Here is a 14,825-nt window from a genome sequence, read left to right on the forward strand (position 1 = left end):
GCATGCGCATCTCCGTGAACCGGGAGGTCTGCATCGGCGCGGGCCAGTGCGTGCTGACCGCTCCGGAGGTGTTCACCCAGGACGACGACGGGCTCAGCGAAGTGCTCCCCGGCCGCGAGGGCGGCCACGGCAGCCCGATGGTCCGGGAGGCGGCGCGGGCCTGCCCGGTCTCGGCGATCACCGTACGGGAGGACGCGCGGACCCCGGAGTGACGCGGCGGCCCCCGCCGGCCGGGCCGGCGGGGGCCGCTGTCAGGTGCGGGGTGCGCGGGGTGCGGTCAGAGCGGCCGCACCATCTCCGCCTGGGGGCCCTTGGAGCCCTGGGTGACCTCGTACTCGACGAGGGCGTTCTCGTCGAGCGACCTGTAGCCCTGCGCCTGAATGGCGGAGAAGTGCACGAAGACGTCGGGGCCGCCGTTGTCCTGCTGGATGAACCCGAACCCCTTTTCCGCGTTGAACCACTTCACGGTGCCAGTTGCCATCGGTACTGATCCTTACTCGACGTTCCACTCGGGCCGCCTGCGCGGCCGTCTCGATACTGCCCACCCGTCCCGCGCACCACACTCCGGGCGCCGCCAACCGGGGCGTTTCGAACACCCGGCCGATATGACGGGCCCCGGGACGGGCGTCCCGCCCCGCGCCCCCGCCGCCCCGGCGGGCCCGCTGGTAAAATGGGCCAGGACTTCAGGCGCGGGGCGGTTTCGCCCGGTGCGGACGCGTACGACGAGCCGGGGACCGTACCGAAGGGTACGGACCCCGGCTCGTCGCCGTGTGGGACCCGTTCCCCTGCGCGCTCGGTTCTCCTCACGGAAGGTTCTGCATGAAGAACCCGTCAGCTCACGGGCGTTTCGGCATCAAGGCCGCGGCGCCGGCAGGCTCCCGCTCCAAGGGCGGGAGCGGCGCCGGCAAGGCCCCGCGGACCCTGGGCCCGCAGGGCGAGTTCGCCATGCCCCGGACGGCCACCGCGGCCCTGCCGCCGGTGGACTCGTTCGACGAACTCGGTCTGCCCGCCGAGCTGGTGGAGACCCTGGCCGCCCAGGAGGTGCGGGAGCCCTTCCCGATCCAGGCGGCCACGCTGCCCAATTCCCTCGCCGGCCGTGACGTCCTCGGCCGGGGCCGCACCGGCTCCGGCAAGACCCTCGCCTTCGGCCTCGCCCTGCTGGCGCGCACCGCGGGCAGGCGGGCGGAGCCCAAGCGGCCGCTGGCGCTGGTGCTCGTACCCACGCGCGAGCTGGCCCAGCAGGTGACCGAGGCCCTGGCCCCCTACGCGGAGGCGCTGCAGCTGCGCATGGCCACCGTCGTCGGCGGACTGTCCATCGGCCGCCAGTCCGGAACGCTGCGCACCGGCGCCGAGGTCGTGGTGGCCACTCCGGGACGCCTGAGCGACCTGGTCAAGCGGCGCGACGTGCACCTGGAGCGGGTGCGGATCACGGTGCTGGACGAGGCGGACCAGATGTGCGACCTGGGCTTCATGCCGCAGGTCACCGAGCTCCTGGACCAGGTGCACCACGACGGGCAGCACATGCTGTTCTCGGCCACCCTGGACCGCAACGTCGACCAGCTGGTGCGCCGCTACCTGAAGGACCCGGTCTCGCACTCGGTGGACCCGCAGTCGGCGTCGGTGGGCACGATGGACCACCACGTGCTGCACATCCACGCGGCGGACAAGGTCTCGGCGGCCACCGAGATCGCGGCGCGCGAGGGCCGGGTGATCATGTTCCTGGACACCAAGCACGGTGTCGACCAGTTCGTGAAGCACCTGCGGGCCATGGGCGTACGGGCGGAGGGCCTGCACAGCGGGAAGTCCCAGCCGCAGCGCACGAAGACCCTCGGGCAGTTCAAGGACGGGCAGCTGACGGTCCTGGTCGCGACCAACGTCGCCGCGCGCGGCATCCACATCGACGACCTGGACCTCGTGGTCAACGTGGACCCGCCGGCCGACAGCAAGGACTACCTGCACCGCGGCGGGCGCACCGCCCGCGCGGGCGGGTCGGGCAAGGTCGTCACCCTGGTCACGCCCAACCAGCGGCGCGACATGGTCCGGCTGATGGCCGACGCGAAGATCCGGCCCACCATCACCCAGGTGCGCTCGGGCGAGGCGGCGCTGAGCCGGATCACCGGCGCGCGCAAGCCGTCGGGGGTGCCGCTGTCCGGGGCCCTGCCGACCGACGCCAAGGGCCGCCCGAGCGGTACGGAGCTGGGCTTCCGCGGACTCGGCACCCGCCCGGGCCGGACCGGCCGGGGCAAGGAGTCCCGCAAGACGATCGAGGCCCGCCAGGCCGCGGAGGCCCGCCGCGCGGCCCGGGTCCGCAAGGGGCTCTGACCCCGCCGGCCCGTCAGCGATACGGGGCCGCCGGCCGCGCGCGCCGTCAGCGGTGCCGGGCCGGTACGGCCCGGGGTGTCCGGCCCTGACCTGCCGGACACCCCGGCGGCTCAGCCCCGGCGGCGCCGGGCGGTGACGATCGCCCGGGTGAGCACCGGCGGGAGCACGTCCTTGGCCACCGCGCGCCAGGCGGCACCCGGCGCCGGCCGGGGGGCGGGCTTCGGAGCGGGCGGCGGGGTCACCGCCGCGACCGGCTCGGCCGGGGCGTGCAGCGGCTCGGGCGCGGACGGGGCGGCCACGCCGTGGTCGCCGATGCGCACCAGCGGGCGGCCGCATACCGTGTCCACGCCGTGCCACAGGTCGGTGCGGCCGTCCAGCCAGCCGAGCAGCGCCTTCTGGTGGGGCTCGGGGTCGTCCCAGGTCGCGTAGAGCTTCGAGGCGGACACGGCGATCACCCGCAGTCCGCCGACGGCCACCGCCTCCCAGACCGCGGCCGCGACGCCGGGGCAGTGTTCGGAGCGGTAGTCGTCGAAGACCACGACGGCCCCGGGGGCGGCGACCGCCTTCGAGGAGGCGATGTCCGTGACCACGTGCTCGTGCAGGTGGGAGGCGTCGATGTGGACGAAGCGGCAGCTGCCGTGGCGGACCCGGTCGGGCACGACGGAGGTCGGGGCCTGTATGACGGTCGGCAACTCCTCGTGGAAGGCGAGGTAGTTGGCCTCGAACCCGCGCCGGGTCAGGGTGGGGTAGGAGTCCCGCACCTCTTCGAGGTTGTCGCCGTCGGGCGCGGGCGAGTCGAAGAGGTCGACGACGGTGAACTCCTCGCCCTCCCGCAGGTACTTCGCGAGGAAGATCGCGCTCTTGCCCATGAACGCGCCCAGTTCGAGGAGGTCGCCCTTCGCCTCTCCGGTGTCGTTCTGGCGGGCCAGGAACCAGTCGAAGAGCACCTGGTCATACGCCGAGAACCAGCCCTTGACCTCGTCGAACGACCGGGGTGCGGGCGGTGCGGGCTCGGTGTCCGGGGTGGTGACGGGAGCCTGAGAAACGTGCGACACGGAGAGTCATCCTCCAGCGGAATGGCATCGGTCCAACGCTGATACCCGGCCGGGTAAAGGAGACCTTAAACCCCCGAACAGCCGTATGGCGAGCCATCCGGGGTATTGATCGTTCCGTTCAGAGGGTGGCGCGCCGGTGCAGCCGCCGGGCCGCGGCGTTGCGTACGCGGCGGGTCCGGCCGGAGGCGGCCAGCAGGGCCAGCGCCTCGTCGGAGGCGGGCGACAGGACCGCGGTGCGCTGGCACCAGTCGGAGGCGGCCTCCAGTTCGGCGGCGGACCAACTCCCGCCGCCCGCTATGGCCTTGAGCAGGGTCCACTCGCGCAGCCGGCGGGCCGGGAACGCGTGGCCCTCCAGTACGGAGCGCAGCGCGCGGGCCCAGTCGCAGAACCCGGCGTCGGGCAGCAGCCGCACGGCGCGGCGGTCGAGGTGGGTGACCACGGCGCTCTGCGCCATCACCGGGTCGGGGTCGCGCAGGACGGCGGCCACCGCCCCGGCCTCGCCCGCCACACCGGCCGCCCCGGCGGCGGCGAGCCGGTCGAGGTGGCGGGCGTAACGCCAGCGGTCCGGGGCGGGGACGCCCTGCGGCCGGCCGGCGGGCTCCCGGTGCTCCCCCGGTGCCGGCCGCGCGGCCGGCGTCCGCGGGGCGCCTCCCGGCGCCCCGCCCGTCTGTGTCTCGCTGCTCCCCATGCCCTCCATTCCACACGACCGGCCCGGCCGCGCGCGGGGCGGGGTCCGGTCCCGGCGGCGCCGTCCGGGCCCGTTGCCCGTGCCTTCAGACCTGCTCGAAGTGGAAGGACTTGATGAAGCAGTCCCGGGGCTGGCCGACGGCGAAGAACACGCAGTCCACCAGCGACTGGGCGGTGAGGGGGTCCTTCGCGGTGCGCGGGGCGTCCTCCCAGGCCGGCGACAGCGGGTCGTGGTTGTCGAAGTCCGGCGGGTAGAGGGAGATCACCCGCACGCCCCGGCCGCGCAGCCGCCGGGAGAGGGTCTCGGTGAAGCCTGCCTGGGCGCTCTTGGCGGCGTAGAAGGCGTCGTGGGCGTCGGAGCGGTGGTTCCCGTGCTCGCCGCAGCCGGAGACCATGGTGACGATGTCCGGCCGGTCCGACTCCAGCAGCAGCGGCAGGAAGGCCTTGGTGACGAGGACGGTGCCGGTGGCGCCGGAGGCGAGGGTCTCGACGACGTCCTCGTCGGAGGCGGAGAGCAGGTCCGGGCCGTGCTGGTAGCGGGCGCCGTTGTTGACCAGGACGTCGATGTGCCCGCTGCGGGCGGCGACCGCGGCGGCGAAGGCGCGTACGGACGCCGGGTCCGTGAGGTCGCAGGCGTGGGCGTGGACCCGGGCGGGGTCGTGGCCCTGCCCGATGATCTCCTCGCGGACGCGGGCGGCGGCTTCGGGGGTGCGGGCGGAGAGGTGGACCTCCGCGCCCCGCGCGGCGAAGCCGAGGGCCAGGGTCCGGCCGAAGTCCCGCCCCGCCGCGGTGATGACGACGCGATGGTGTTCGAATGCCATGTCGACGCTCCTGATGTGTGGCGGATACACATGGTCGCAGGCGCCGATCATGGGCTTCCGGGCCCCCGGCCCGGTCCGTCACCTCCGGGGTCCGCTTCGGGGGCCGCTCCGCAGGCAGCTCACCAGCGCAGGCCCTGCTCGGGGAGTTCGGTGGGCGGGGTGCGGGGCGGGACGGGCAGGCCGAGCTGGGTGCGGGCCGCGTGGACCGCCGCGATCTCCTGCGGGCCCGCCGGCCCCCAGTCGCTGAGCTCGCGCACCTGCTCCGGGGTGGCCAGCAGCCGGGCGTACGCCGGGTCCCCGGCCGGGGCGAGCCCGGTGAGGCGGGCCGCCGTGCGGGCCAGGGCGGCCCGGTCGGCGTACCGGTAGCCGAGCGGCAGCGCGGCCACGGCGGGCTCCGCCTTCGGGGCGGGCAGGTGCGCGGCGCCGGTGGCGCGGGCGACGAGCAGCAGGACCCGGCCGTCGGGGGCGAAGAGCCAGCCCGAGTGGCCGCGTACGGGCAGGTGCGCGGGGACGGGGCCGGGGTGCCAGGTGCCGTGCTGCGGGACGCGGCGGGTGCGCAGGACCCCGAGCCGGTCGAGGGCGGTGGGGGTGGTGGGGCGGCCGTCCTCCAGCAGGGCGGGCCCGGAGCCGTTGATCCGGGCCCGGAGGGCGGCCAGGGCGCGGCGGGCGTCGCCCGGCTCCATCAGGGCGGGCAGGTCGGCGGGCTCGGCGAAGTCGATGCCGGTGATCTCCTGGGCGGGCAGCCGGATGGACGCGATCCGGTCGGGGCTCCAGGTGCCGCCGTCGTACACGTGCAGGATCTCGCCGGGGAAGCGCGTCTCGGGCGGGAAGCCGGCGGTACCGGCGGGGATCCAGTCCACGGCGAGCCCGCGCGGGTAGCGCCCCTCGACCCCCAGCTCCTCGCGCACCTCGCGGGCGGCGGCCGCCGCGGGGGACTCCCCCGCGTCCACCGCGCCACCGGGCAGCAACCGGTCGGGGCGGTAGTCGACGCTCTGGACGAGGACCCGCCCGTCGGTGTCGGTGACGAGGACGACCGCTCCGGTCCAGAGGGCGGCGCGCGAGGCCCCGTACTCCGCCGGGGTCATCCGGGTGCCCGTCCGTCCGGGGTCGTCGGTCAGCTGGGGCATGGGCACTCCGTTCACCGTGGGTGGGTCCACCGCCTGTGCAACAGCGGGCGCGGCCGTCGGGTTACGGCGGGCCCCGGGTGGTCGGGACCGCCCGCGCTTCACCACCCGCCATACCTTCCGGGCCTCCTTATTGCCCGATTATGTCGATCTTGATACGGTCCGTCGTGCGGGCTGGCGATGTGAAAGTCGCTGGTCCGACCACGTATGCGGCCCCGTACTCACCCCTTCGTGTGAGCGGGGGCGCCGGGCGGTGCTCCGGTACGGCAGGGTGGGCGGATGCCGTCGCGCCCCTCCCTCCCGCTCTGGGTCCCCGTCCTCATGCTGGCCGCCGGGTGTGTGACCGTACGGCCGCCGGCGCCCGTCGAGGCTCCCCGGCAGGAGCCCGCGGCGGTCCGGACGGCGTGGAGGCCCCGGCCGCCGTCGGCGCCGGACCTGCCGCTGGGGCCCGCCCCGGAGGCACGGGAGGCTCCGCCCGCCGAGGAGGCGGCCCCCGCCGGGGCCCCGGAGGCGGAGACCGGGCGGCAGGCCCCGCCCGCCGCCCCGCCCCGCTCCGACGACCGTCCTCCGCGCCGCGTCTCCCCCGCCCGCACGGCCCACCGCACCCCCGCCGCGAAGCCGCGCGCCCGCAAGCCCGTGCACGACGGTTCCCGGCCCGCGCCCCGGCGTTCGTACGACATGTCCGCGCTGTGCGAGGCCGCGAAGGGCCGGGTGGACCCCGCGATCGTCGCCCTCTGCCACTAGTGACCGGGCCGGGCACCGCGTTGTCGGTGGCCCCTGGCACAGTGCACCGCATGAACGAGAACATGCACGGCGCCGCGCTGATCGACCGGGTGATCGAACGGGTCCGGGAGCAGGGCTGGCCCACCTGCGAGGCCCCGGACCTCGACGAGCCGGTGCCGGTCGCGCCCGAGGTGCTCGACCGGCTGACGCTGCCCGGCGGCCGGCCGCTGCCGCCCAGCCTGCGCCGCTGGCTGGCCTTCGACGGCTCCTGGCTCGCCCGCGTCGGCTGGTACGAGGACCCGTCCGAGCCGGTCCTCGGCGACCGGGGGCTGGGGGCGACGGCGGAGTGGATGTACGGCTCCGGCGACGGCATGGCCTCCATGTTCGGCGACTTCGAGGAGCTGCTGCCCGCCGTGTGCCTGCCACTGGTCGGCGGCTGCGACTCGCGCCGCCTGCTCTACCTGGGCTCCCCGGACTCCACGGGCGAGTACCCGGTACTGGTGACCGACATCGACGACCTGCCGTACGTGGCCGTGATGTATCCCGGACTCGACGTGTACCTCGCGGACCTGGCCGAAGTCCTGGACCTGGACTCCGACACCTACACCTCGCTCGCCGGACATCCCGAGTACGCCGCGCGGATGGCCGAGCACGCGGAGAACACCGGACTCGGTGCGGACGGGCTGGAGTTCCACGAGCTCGACCTCTTCGACTGACAGCCCCCCGGCCGCACGGGAAATGGGTGGATGCCCCCGCTCCGGATACCTACAGTGACCGGACACCCGTCCCCGAGCAGGAGTCCGCGATGCGTACGCACTACCCCCGCACCGCGCACCTGCCGTGGTCCCCCGGAGCCACGGCGGACGACGTGCGCGCCCGCGGGACGGCAGCGCTGGCCGGGCGGGAGGTGGTGGTCACCGAGAAGCTCGACGGGGAGAACACCACCCTGTACGCGGACGGGCTGCACGCCCGCTCCCTGGACTCCGGCCACCACCCCTCCCGTGCCTGGGTCAAGGCCCTCCAGGGCCGGATCGGGCCGCGGATACCGGAGGGCCGGCGGATCTGCGGGGAGAACGTGTACGCCCGTCATTCGCTCGGCTACGGGGAACTCGACAGCTGGTTCTACGGGTTCTCGGTGTGGGACGGCGACCACTGCCTGGACTGGGACCGCACCGTCCGGTTCCTGCACGGTCTCGGCGTCCCCGTACCCCGGGTGCTGTGGCGCGGGACCTACGACGAACGCGCCCTGCGCCGGCTGCGGATCGACACCTCCCGGCAGGAGGGGTACGTCGTCCGTACGACGGCCGGCTTCGACCGTGCGGACTTCGGGCGGTACGTGGCCAAGTGGGTGCGCGGCGGGCACGTGCGCACCGACACGCACTGGATGTACGCGCCCGTGGTGGTCAACGGGCTCGGCCCCGCCGCCCCGCTGTGGGCCGTCCGCTCCGGGGCGGACCCCGACGCCGGTGGGCTGCTGTCCGCCCTTGGCATGGACGCGGCGGTCCCCCCGCAGGACGAGGCGGCCGTCGCCGCGGTCACGGCCCGGCTCGACGGCGCCGGGCGCACCGGGGAGGCCCGGCTGGCCGGCGTCCTGGCCGCCGCCCTGCGCCGCGAGCCCCGGGCCACCCTCGGGGCCCGGCTCGCGGCGGGGCCGCTCGGGATGCGGACGGCGCGGCGGGTGGCGGACCTGGTGGGGCTGTACCCGGTGCTGCGCAGGCCCTTTCCGGAGGAGGAGCGGCGGGCCGGGCTGGTCCGGCTGGCCGCGGCGGCCGACCTGGGGGTGCTGCACGCCCTGGCGGCGGCCCTGCCGGAGCTGTCGGCCGGGGAGGCCGAGTGCGTGGAGTGGTCCGCGCTGTGCGCCGAGGAGGCCGGCCTGCTCGGGCCGGACCCGCTGGGCCCGCTGCGGGCCGGGATGCGCGAGGCCCTGGGCGCTCTGGACCCCGACGCCGCCGACCGCTGCTGGGCGGAGGCACGCGAGGCCTTCGGCCGGGGTGCGCTGGCCGCCGCGCACACCACGTCCGCCGCGTCTGCCACCGTCTCTGCCTCCACCGTGTCTGCCTCCGCCGCGGCCTCCGCCGCCTCGGCCGCCGTCGAGGAGGCCGTGGCCGCGACCTGGCGGTGGCGGGACGGGGCGGCGTACCCGCGGCTGGTCCAGCTGTGCGGGCCCTCGGGCAGCGGGAAGAGCACCTTCGCGCGGACCCTGACGGGGGTGGACGCGTACATCGCCCTGGACGACCTGCGCGAGGCCCGGGGTGCGCGCGCCGACCAGCGGGCCAACCCCGAGGTGCTGCGGGAGGGCCTGGACCGGCTCGACCGCGCCCTGGCCGCCGGGGGCACGGTCGTGTGGGACGCGACCTCCCTGACGGAGCAGCAGCGCGGCCTCGCCGGGGCCGTCGCACGGCGCCGGGACGCCCTGGTCACCCGGGTCGTGGCGCTGGTCGGCGAGGAGGAGCTGCGGCGGCGCAACGCGGTGCGCCCGCACCCGGTGCCGGAGCCCGTACTGGGCACGCAGCTGCGCCGGTTCAGCCCGCCCTACCCCGGGCAGGCGCACCGGACCTGGTACGTCGGGGCGGGCGGCACGGTCGAGGACACGGCTGGCTCCCTGGCGGCGACCGGTGAGGGGGAGGCGTTCTGATGCGCACCAGTGAACAGCTCTACCACCAGGTCCGCTGGGACCCCCGCTTCGATCCGGCGCGGTTCACGCTCGGGCTGCTCCAGCGCGGGGCCGCCCCCAAGCGGGTGCCGCTGCCCTCCTTCGTGCCGGGCGGGGACATCCCCTGGCACCGGGTGCTGTTCGTCGAGGCCGACGGCGAGCTGGTGTGGGACCGGGCCCGCGGGCTGGACCTGATCGACTCGACGACGGCCGGGCGGGTGCGCGGCCGCCGGGTGCTGCCCGAGCCCTTCTTCACCGCGCGGACCCCGCACGCCTGGGACCCGGCGGACGGCGCCTGGCGGCCGGTCCAGGCGGGTCCGGCCGCGTACCCGCCGGCCCGGGTGCGGCTGCTGACCTGGAACACCCTGTGGGACCGGTACGACGCCCCCCGCATCGCCACCGCCCGGCGCAGGCCGATGCTGCTGGCGGACCTGGCGGCGGCCGACGCCGATGTGATCGCCCTCCAGGAGGTGGAACCGGCCCTGCTCGCCCTGCTGCTGGCCGAGCCGTGGGTGCGGTCCGGGTACACCCTGGGCACCGATCCGGACGGCGCGGACGTGGCGGACAGCGGGCTGCTGGTGCTGAGCCGGCTTCCGGTGCGCGAGGCGGGGCTGCACGTGCTGGGCCGGCACAAGGCGGTCGCCGCCGTCGCCGTGGACACGGCCGGCGGACCCCTGGCCGTCGCCGCGACGCACCTCAGCAGCGACCACTCCGAGAACGGCGCGGGCCGCCGGGTGGCCGAACTGGCCCGCCTGGCCGAGGGGCTGGGCGGGATCGGTGCGGGCCTCGCGCTGCTCGGGGACTTCAACGACGGCCGCACCGGCGCCGAGGGGCCTGCGGCCGCGCTGGGGCTGCGGGACGCCTGGGCGGAGGTGCACGGCCCCGCCGACGACACGCCCACCTTCGACCCCGGGGTCAATCCGCTGGCCGCGGTCGGCTCCCTGACGGGACGGGCGGGCCGGATCGACCGGATCCTGCTCTCCTCGGGCGCGGGCGCCCGGGTGCGGGAGGCCGCGCTGCGGGGCGACTCCCCCGCGCCGGACGGGCTGTTCCCCTCCGACCACTTCGGGGTGGAGGCCACCGTGGAGTATGGGGCGACCGACGCGGGCGACGCGCTGCCGGGCGAGGCGGCGACCACGCGGACGGCCGTGGCCTGGCTCCCGCCGCACGATCCGGCGGTCGAGGAGCTGCGCCGGGCCCACGACCCCGGGGTGGCGCGCTGGCCGGCGCACGTCAACCTGCTGTTCGGCTTCGTACCGGAGTCCTCCTTCGCGCGGGCGCTGCCCCTGCTGGCCGAAGCCGCGGCGCAGGGGCGGCCGTTCACTGCCCGGCTGGACGGCGTGCACTCCTTCGGGCGCCGCGAGGACGCCGTGCTGTGGCTGGACCCGGCGGCCGGTGAGGGCGGGGACGGCCCCTGGCAGGAGCTGCGCCGGGCCCTCGCCGACCGCTTCCCGGGCTGCCGGGGCCGCTCCACGGGATGGACCCCGCACCTGACGCTGGGCCGCAGCGGGGACCCCCGGCGCGCGGAACGGGAGTTCGCGCAGCGTCTCGGACCGGGCGGGCGGACGGCCCGCGTCGGGGAGCTGGCGGTGCTGTCGCGACGCGGGGACGGCCCGATGCGGGTCCGGGCGGTCGTGGAACTGGGTACCGGCACCTGGCGGTGGGCGGAACCGGAGGCAACGCCCGGCGAACCGGCCGACCCCCCGGAGCCGTCGCGCCCCCGAGCCCCGGAGCCCCCTCGGCCGGCGGAGGCCGGCGGTCCGGAGAACGCCCGGAAGGCTTCCGGCTCCCGGGCGGCGGGCGGCGTCGTGGGTGTGGGGGACGCTGAGCGGATCACCGCGCGGCTCGCGGGGGCGCTGTCCGGGGCGGTGGTGCGGGTGGCCGGGTCGCGGGCGATGGGGTGTGCCCTGGCGGGGGCCGACCTGGACCTGGTGGCGGTGCTGCCGGGGGCGGCCGACGCCGGGGCGGTGCGGGCACGGGTGGCGGCCGCGCTCCCGGAGGCGGAGCGGCTGCGGGAGGTGACGGGGGCGCGGGTGCCGGGGCTGCGGCTGCGTGCGTCCGGGCTCGACGTGGACCTGGTGGTGGTCGGGGCCGGCGGGCTGGATCCGGCCCGGGCCGTGGAGCGGCGGGCCGAGCTCGGCGAGGCGGCCGCGGTGGCGCTGAGCGCCGTCTCCGACGCCGAAGCCGTACGGGCGGCCGTGGGCGCGGAGCACGCCGCCTTCGCCGGGCTGGCGCGGGAGGTCAAGGCCTGGGCGCGGGCCCGGGGGCTGGACTCGGCGCCCTTCGGCGGCCTGCCCGGGCTGGCCTGGACGGTGCTGGCGGCGCGCACGGTACGGGAGGCCGCGGACCGGTCGCCCGCGGCGCTGCGGCGGGAGTTCTTCGGGACGTGGGCCGCCTGGGACTGGAGCGAGCCGGTGTCCCTGGACCCGGAGGCCGACGCCGCTCCGGGTCCGGACCCGGTCACGGTCCTGACGCCCTCGGCTCCGGTCCGCAGCTGCACCGCCCAGGTGGGGGCGGGCCTGCGGGACCTGCTGGTCCGGGAGCTGTACGAGGCCTGGGAGCGGCTGGAGGCGGAGCCGGAGGGACTGCTGCCGGCGGCCCCGCCGCACCGGCGGCACGCCGCCTGGGCGGTGGTGAGCGTACGGGCGGACACGGCGCGGGAGTTCGAGGAGCACCTGGGCCGGGCGCGGGGCCGGATGCGGGGACTGCTCGCCGCCCTGGAGGAGGCCGGGCTCCCGGAGGCCCACGCCTGGCCGCGCCCCTTCGCACGCTCCGGGACCCTGGCCCGCTACGCGGTCGGCCTGGGGTCCGCCCCGCCGGACGCCACCGCCCTGGCCGCCCTCACGGGCCCCTGGGCGGCGACCCTGCCGGGGGTGACGGTGACCCGCGCGGACGGCGGCGAGGTCCCGGACCTGCCCTGAGCCGGTGGCGGCCGCACATCCGCTCCCCCGGCCCTCCGCGGGCCGGGGCGGGCGGCCGAACTCCCGGCCGTGCTGCCGTTGTTGCCGCTAGGGCCTGTCGTCAAAGTCCCGCCTGCCCCGCGACGCTCCCCCAGCTACCGCTGGGAGGTGCCCCCAGGCACGCACTCTCGCCGCACCGGGAGCACGCACCAGACGGCGCGGGGCCGCCCTCCGGGCGACGACGGGACTTTGACGACAGGCCCTGGTGGCGTCCCGCGCGGACCCGGCCGGGGCGGCGGCACGGTCAGAGGTCGATGACGATCTTTCCGGCGGTGTGGCCGGCCTGGCTGAGGGTGAAGGCCTCGGCGAGGCCGGAGAGCGGGAAGGTCTCGGCCACCGTGACCGTCAGCCGGCCCTCGTCGGCGAGCCGGGCCAGTGCCGCAAGGTCCTCGCCGACGGGGCGGACCCACATCCACTGGCCGCCCGCCCCCAGCACCGTGTGGTCGGCGATGGAGGCGTGCCGGCCGCCGTCGGCGAGCACGGCCGTGGTGACGTCCAGCACCCCGCCGACGAAGTCGGCGACCACGCTCACGCCCTGCGGGGCCAGGGCCCGGACCCGCTCGGTGAGCCCGTCCCCGTAGGCGACGGGCTCGCAGCCCAGCTCCCGCAGCCGGTCGTGGTTGCGGGGCGAGGCGGTGCCGATGACGCGGGCGCCGAGGGCGCGGGCGATCTGCACGCCGAACGAGCCGACCCCGCCCGCGGCGCCGTGGACGAGGACGGTGTCCCCCTCGCCGGTGCCCAGGCGGGTCAGCAGCTGATAGGCGGTGAGCCCGGCCAGCGGAAGGCCGGCCGCCTGCCGCCAGTCGAGCGAGGCGGGCTTGCGCGCGAGGGCCCGTACGGGAACGGAGACGAACTCGGCGAAGGTGCCGCCGTGCACATAGTCCTTGCGGGCGTACGCGATCACCTCGTCGCCTTCCGCGAACTCGGGGACGTCGATGCCGACCCGCTCGACGGTCCCGGCCACGTCCCAGCCGGGGACCACCGGGTACACGACGTCCATGAGGCCGTCGAGACCGCCCGCCATGATCTTCCAGTCGACGGGGTTGACCCCCGCGCACCGCACGCGGACGAGGACCTCGCCGGGGGCGACCTTGGGGACCGGGAGCCTGGTCTCGGCCAGCACCTCCGGCCCGCCGTACGTCTCGTACGCCATCGCCCGCATCGTGGGCCGACCGTCCTGGGGTTCCTGTGACATGGGTGTGCCCTCTCGGTGAACCGGCGGAACCACCCCTTCCCCATCCCACCACGAACCGGGCGGCGGGCCCCGGCGCAACACGGGCGGCGCCGGAACCGGCCGCCGGCTCACTCGTACTCGGTGCCGCCCTTGCGCGTCAGGTAGGCCGGGCTGACCGCCTTGGCGATGGCCCGGCCGCCGACGACCGGGCTGTACCGCTCGGTGGCCGGCCGGATGACCACGCCCTCGCGCAGGTGCAGGCCCCGCCCGGAGACGGTCTCCCGCCCACTGGCCAGCTCCAGCACGGTCTCCAGGGCGTAGGGCCCCGTGTAGAGCCGGGGCACCAGCGGGAGTTCGCCGTCCTGCAGCACCTGCGCCGGGTCCAGCCAGCGCACCTGCCCGTCCATCTCGGCGCAGACGTCGAAGACGGCGAACCCGGGCGGGGTGTCGGCGGCCCGGGCCTGCGCCCCGTACGGCAGGTCCTGCACGCCGGCTCCGTAGACCTCGCCGAAGATGCCGACCCGGGTCGCGCCGAGCCGCTCGGCGAGCCGGGCGGCGGCCCGCTCGACGCCGTGGCCGCGGACGGCCCGCCAGTAGACGTTGCGCTCCTCCTCCTTGAGCGCCAGGCCGCGTGCGCCGAAGCCCTTGGAGGAGACGAGGACCCGGCCCTCCTCGGCCAGATAGGTGACCAGGCAGGCCGTGCCGTGAAGCTTCTCGGTCAGGACGATGGGCTCCCCCGGCTCGAAGATCCCCGGGTAGCGCTGCAGGTTCTCGATGTCCACCCAGGGCAGCAGCCCGGGCGCCGCCTCGACCTCTCCGCTCATCGACGTGGGGACCGGTGGCGACCATTTGACGATGCCCAGGGCCTCGGCGAAGTCGGTGCCCTCCTTCGCGGCCAGCTCCAGGTCCGTCCCGTCGAGCGCACGGGGCCGGCACACCAGCCCCTGCGAGAGCTCTCCGCGCAGCCGGACCGCCCGGACCCGGTCGTGGGAGCTTCCGGCCAGCCGGCCGGTGAGGCCCAGCTCCTCGATGAGGGCGGCGGGCAGGACGGCCTGTTCGGGGATGTAGAGGGCCAAGTCCCCGGTCCGGTAGGCGCCCTTGGCTACGACGGCCCGGTAGAGGCCCACCTGGGCCAGCTCCAGGGCGTCGGCGTTCGGATGCGGGTGGATGGTGAGTTCCTCCACGGTGACGCGCAGGGTGGACATGGCGGCTCCTCGGTTCGGGTCGTCGGTGTTGGTTGCCGGACCACTGTCGGGGCCGCCATTTCCGCTGGTCCACCGGATATTCGGGTGTTAGCCTGCGCCGC

The 14,825-nt window shown here is 76.3% G+C and carries 13 protein-coding genes; 6 read left to right on the forward strand and 7 right to left on the reverse strand.

Translation table 11 applies throughout. The features are described from left to right. Positions 1 to 2: 2 nt before the first annotated feature. Complete coding sequence (locus B4U46_RS04130; RefSeq protein ID WP_079424161.1) at positions 3 to 212, forward strand: ferredoxin; 210 nt, start codon at positions 3 to 5, stop codon at positions 210 to 212. 65 nt (positions 213 to 277) lie between these two features. Here B4U46_RS04130 and B4U46_RS04135 read toward each other — a convergent pair whose 3' ends face one another. Beyond that, positions 278 to 481 carry a cold-shock protein gene (locus B4U46_RS04135; protein WP_079424163.1) on the reverse strand — a complete coding sequence of 68 codons (204 nt, stop codon included), beginning with the start codon at positions 479 to 481 and terminating at the stop codon, positions 278 to 280. 338 nt (positions 482 to 819) lie between these two features. Between B4U46_RS04135 and B4U46_RS04140 the strand changes: the two genes are divergently transcribed. Beyond that, on the forward strand, positions 820 to 2,322 hold the full coding sequence (locus B4U46_RS04140; protein WP_079424165.1) for a DEAD/DEAH box helicase: 1,503 nt from the start codon (positions 820 to 822) through the stop codon (positions 2,320 to 2,322). A gap of 110 nt (positions 2,323 to 2,432) precedes the next feature. Here B4U46_RS04140 and B4U46_RS04145 read toward each other — a convergent pair whose 3' ends face one another. The 4 genes from B4U46_RS04145 to B4U46_RS04160 form a co-directional block, all read right to left on the reverse strand. Then, positions 2,433 to 3,377 (reverse strand): class I SAM-dependent methyltransferase, encoded by a 945-nt coding sequence (locus B4U46_RS04145; RefSeq protein WP_079424167.1) that lies wholly within the window; start codon positions 3,375 to 3,377, stop codon positions 2,433 to 2,435. Between the two features lie 118 nt (positions 3,378 to 3,495). Then, on the reverse strand, positions 3,496 to 4,065 hold the full coding sequence (locus B4U46_RS04150) for a hypothetical protein (protein ID WP_107438225.1): 570 nt from the start codon (positions 4,063 to 4,065) through the stop codon (positions 3,496 to 3,498). A gap of 85 nt (positions 4,066 to 4,150) precedes the next feature. Continuing rightward, positions 4,151 to 4,885 (reverse strand): SDR family oxidoreductase, encoded by a 735-nt coding sequence (locus tag B4U46_RS04155; protein WP_079424169.1) that lies wholly within the window; start codon positions 4,883 to 4,885, stop codon positions 4,151 to 4,153. A gap of 119 nt (positions 4,886 to 5,004) precedes the next feature. After that, positions 5,005 to 6,012 carry an NUDIX domain-containing protein gene (locus B4U46_RS04160; RefSeq protein ID WP_079424171.1) on the reverse strand — a complete coding sequence of 336 codons (1,008 nt, stop codon included), beginning with the start codon at positions 6,010 to 6,012 and terminating at the stop codon, positions 5,005 to 5,007. A 276-nt stretch (positions 6,013 to 6,288) separates the two neighbouring features. Here B4U46_RS04160 and B4U46_RS04165 point away from each other — a divergent pair, with 276 nt between their 5' ends. The 4 genes from B4U46_RS04165 (at position 6,289) to B4U46_RS04180 (ending at position 12,306) form a co-directional block, all read left to right on the forward strand. Beyond that, on the forward strand, positions 6,289 to 6,753 hold the full coding sequence (locus tag B4U46_RS04165) for a hypothetical protein (RefSeq protein WP_079424173.1): 465 nt from the start codon (positions 6,289 to 6,291) through the stop codon (positions 6,751 to 6,753). Positions 6,754 to 6,803: 50 nt separating this feature from the next. After that, a complete protein-coding gene (locus tag B4U46_RS04170) occupies positions 6,804 to 7,448 on the forward strand; it encodes a hypothetical protein (RefSeq protein ID WP_123995862.1) in 645 nt (214 codons plus the stop codon). An 89-nt stretch (positions 7,449 to 7,537) separates the two neighbouring features. Beyond that, on the forward strand, positions 7,538 to 9,367 hold the full coding sequence (locus B4U46_RS04175) for an RNA ligase family protein (protein ID WP_079424177.1): 1,830 nt from the start codon (positions 7,538 to 7,540) through the stop codon (positions 9,365 to 9,367). Further along, positions 9,367 to 12,306, forward strand: coding sequence for a poly(A) polymerase (locus tag B4U46_RS04180; protein WP_079424178.1), 2,940 nt, complete (start codon positions 9,367 to 9,369; stop codon positions 12,304 to 12,306). Before B4U46_RS04175 ends, B4U46_RS04180 begins: the two co-directional genes overlap by 1 nt. Before the next feature lie 283 nt (positions 12,307 to 12,589). Here the strand turns inward: B4U46_RS04180 and B4U46_RS04185 are convergent, their stop codons facing one another. Next, complete coding sequence (locus tag B4U46_RS04185; RefSeq protein WP_079424180.1) at positions 12,590 to 13,507, reverse strand: NADP-dependent oxidoreductase; 918 nt, start codon at positions 13,505 to 13,507, stop codon at positions 12,590 to 12,592. Between the two features lie 140 nt (positions 13,508 to 13,647). Continuing rightward, the gene (locus tag B4U46_RS04190) at positions 13,648 to 14,724 is read right to left on the reverse strand and encodes an RNA ligase (ATP) (protein WP_079424182.1); all 1,077 of its coding nucleotides are present in this window, start codon (positions 14,722 to 14,724) and stop codon (positions 13,648 to 13,650) included. Positions 14,725 to 14,825 lie beyond the last annotated feature (101 nt).

The organism is Streptomyces katrae (assembly GCF_002028425.1).
In the GTDB taxonomy this organism is placed as follows: Bacteria; Actinomycetota; Actinomycetes; order Streptomycetales; family Streptomycetaceae; genus Streptomyces; species Streptomyces katrae_A.

Excerpts from the sequence above, each read along its gene's own strand:
- B4U46_RS04130 (WP_079424161.1), top strand. The coding sequence starts at position 3 with ATGCGCATCTCCGTGAACCGGGAGGTCTGCATCGGCGCGGGCCAGTGC.
- B4U46_RS04135 (WP_079424163.1), bottom strand. The coding sequence starts at position 481 with ATGGCAACTGGCACCGTGAAGTGGTTCAACGCGGAAAAGGGGTTCGGG.
- B4U46_RS04140 (WP_079424165.1), top strand. The coding sequence starts at position 820 with ATGAAGAACCCGTCAGCTCACGGGCGTTTCGGCATCAAGGCCGCGGCG.
- B4U46_RS04150 (WP_107438225.1), bottom strand. The coding sequence starts at position 4,065 with ATGGGGAGCAGCGAGACACAGACGGGCGGGGCGCCGGGAGGCGCCCCG.
- B4U46_RS04155 (WP_079424169.1), bottom strand. The coding sequence starts at position 4,885 with ATGGCATTCGAACACCATCGCGTCGTCATCACCGCGGCGGGGCGGGAC.
- B4U46_RS04160 (WP_079424171.1), bottom strand. The coding sequence starts at position 6,012 with ATGCCCCAGCTGACCGACGACCCCGGACGGACGGGCACCCGGATGACC.
- B4U46_RS04165 (WP_079424173.1), top strand. The coding sequence starts at position 6,289 with ATGCCGTCGCGCCCCTCCCTCCCGCTCTGGGTCCCCGTCCTCATGCTG.
- B4U46_RS04170 (WP_123995862.1), top strand. The coding sequence starts at position 6,804 with ATGAACGAGAACATGCACGGCGCCGCGCTGATCGACCGGGTGATCGAA.
- B4U46_RS04175 (WP_079424177.1), top strand. The coding sequence starts at position 7,538 with ATGCGTACGCACTACCCCCGCACCGCGCACCTGCCGTGGTCCCCCGGA.
- B4U46_RS04180 (WP_079424178.1), top strand. The coding sequence starts at position 9,367 with ATGCGCACCAGTGAACAGCTCTACCACCAGGTCCGCTGGGACCCCCGC.
- B4U46_RS04185 (WP_079424180.1), bottom strand. The coding sequence starts at position 13,507 with ATGCGGGCGATGGCGTACGAGACGTACGGCGGGCCGGAGGTGCTGGCC.
- B4U46_RS04190 (WP_079424182.1), bottom strand. The coding sequence starts at position 14,724 with ATGTCCACCCTGCGCGTCACCGTGGAGGAACTCACCATCCACCCGCAT.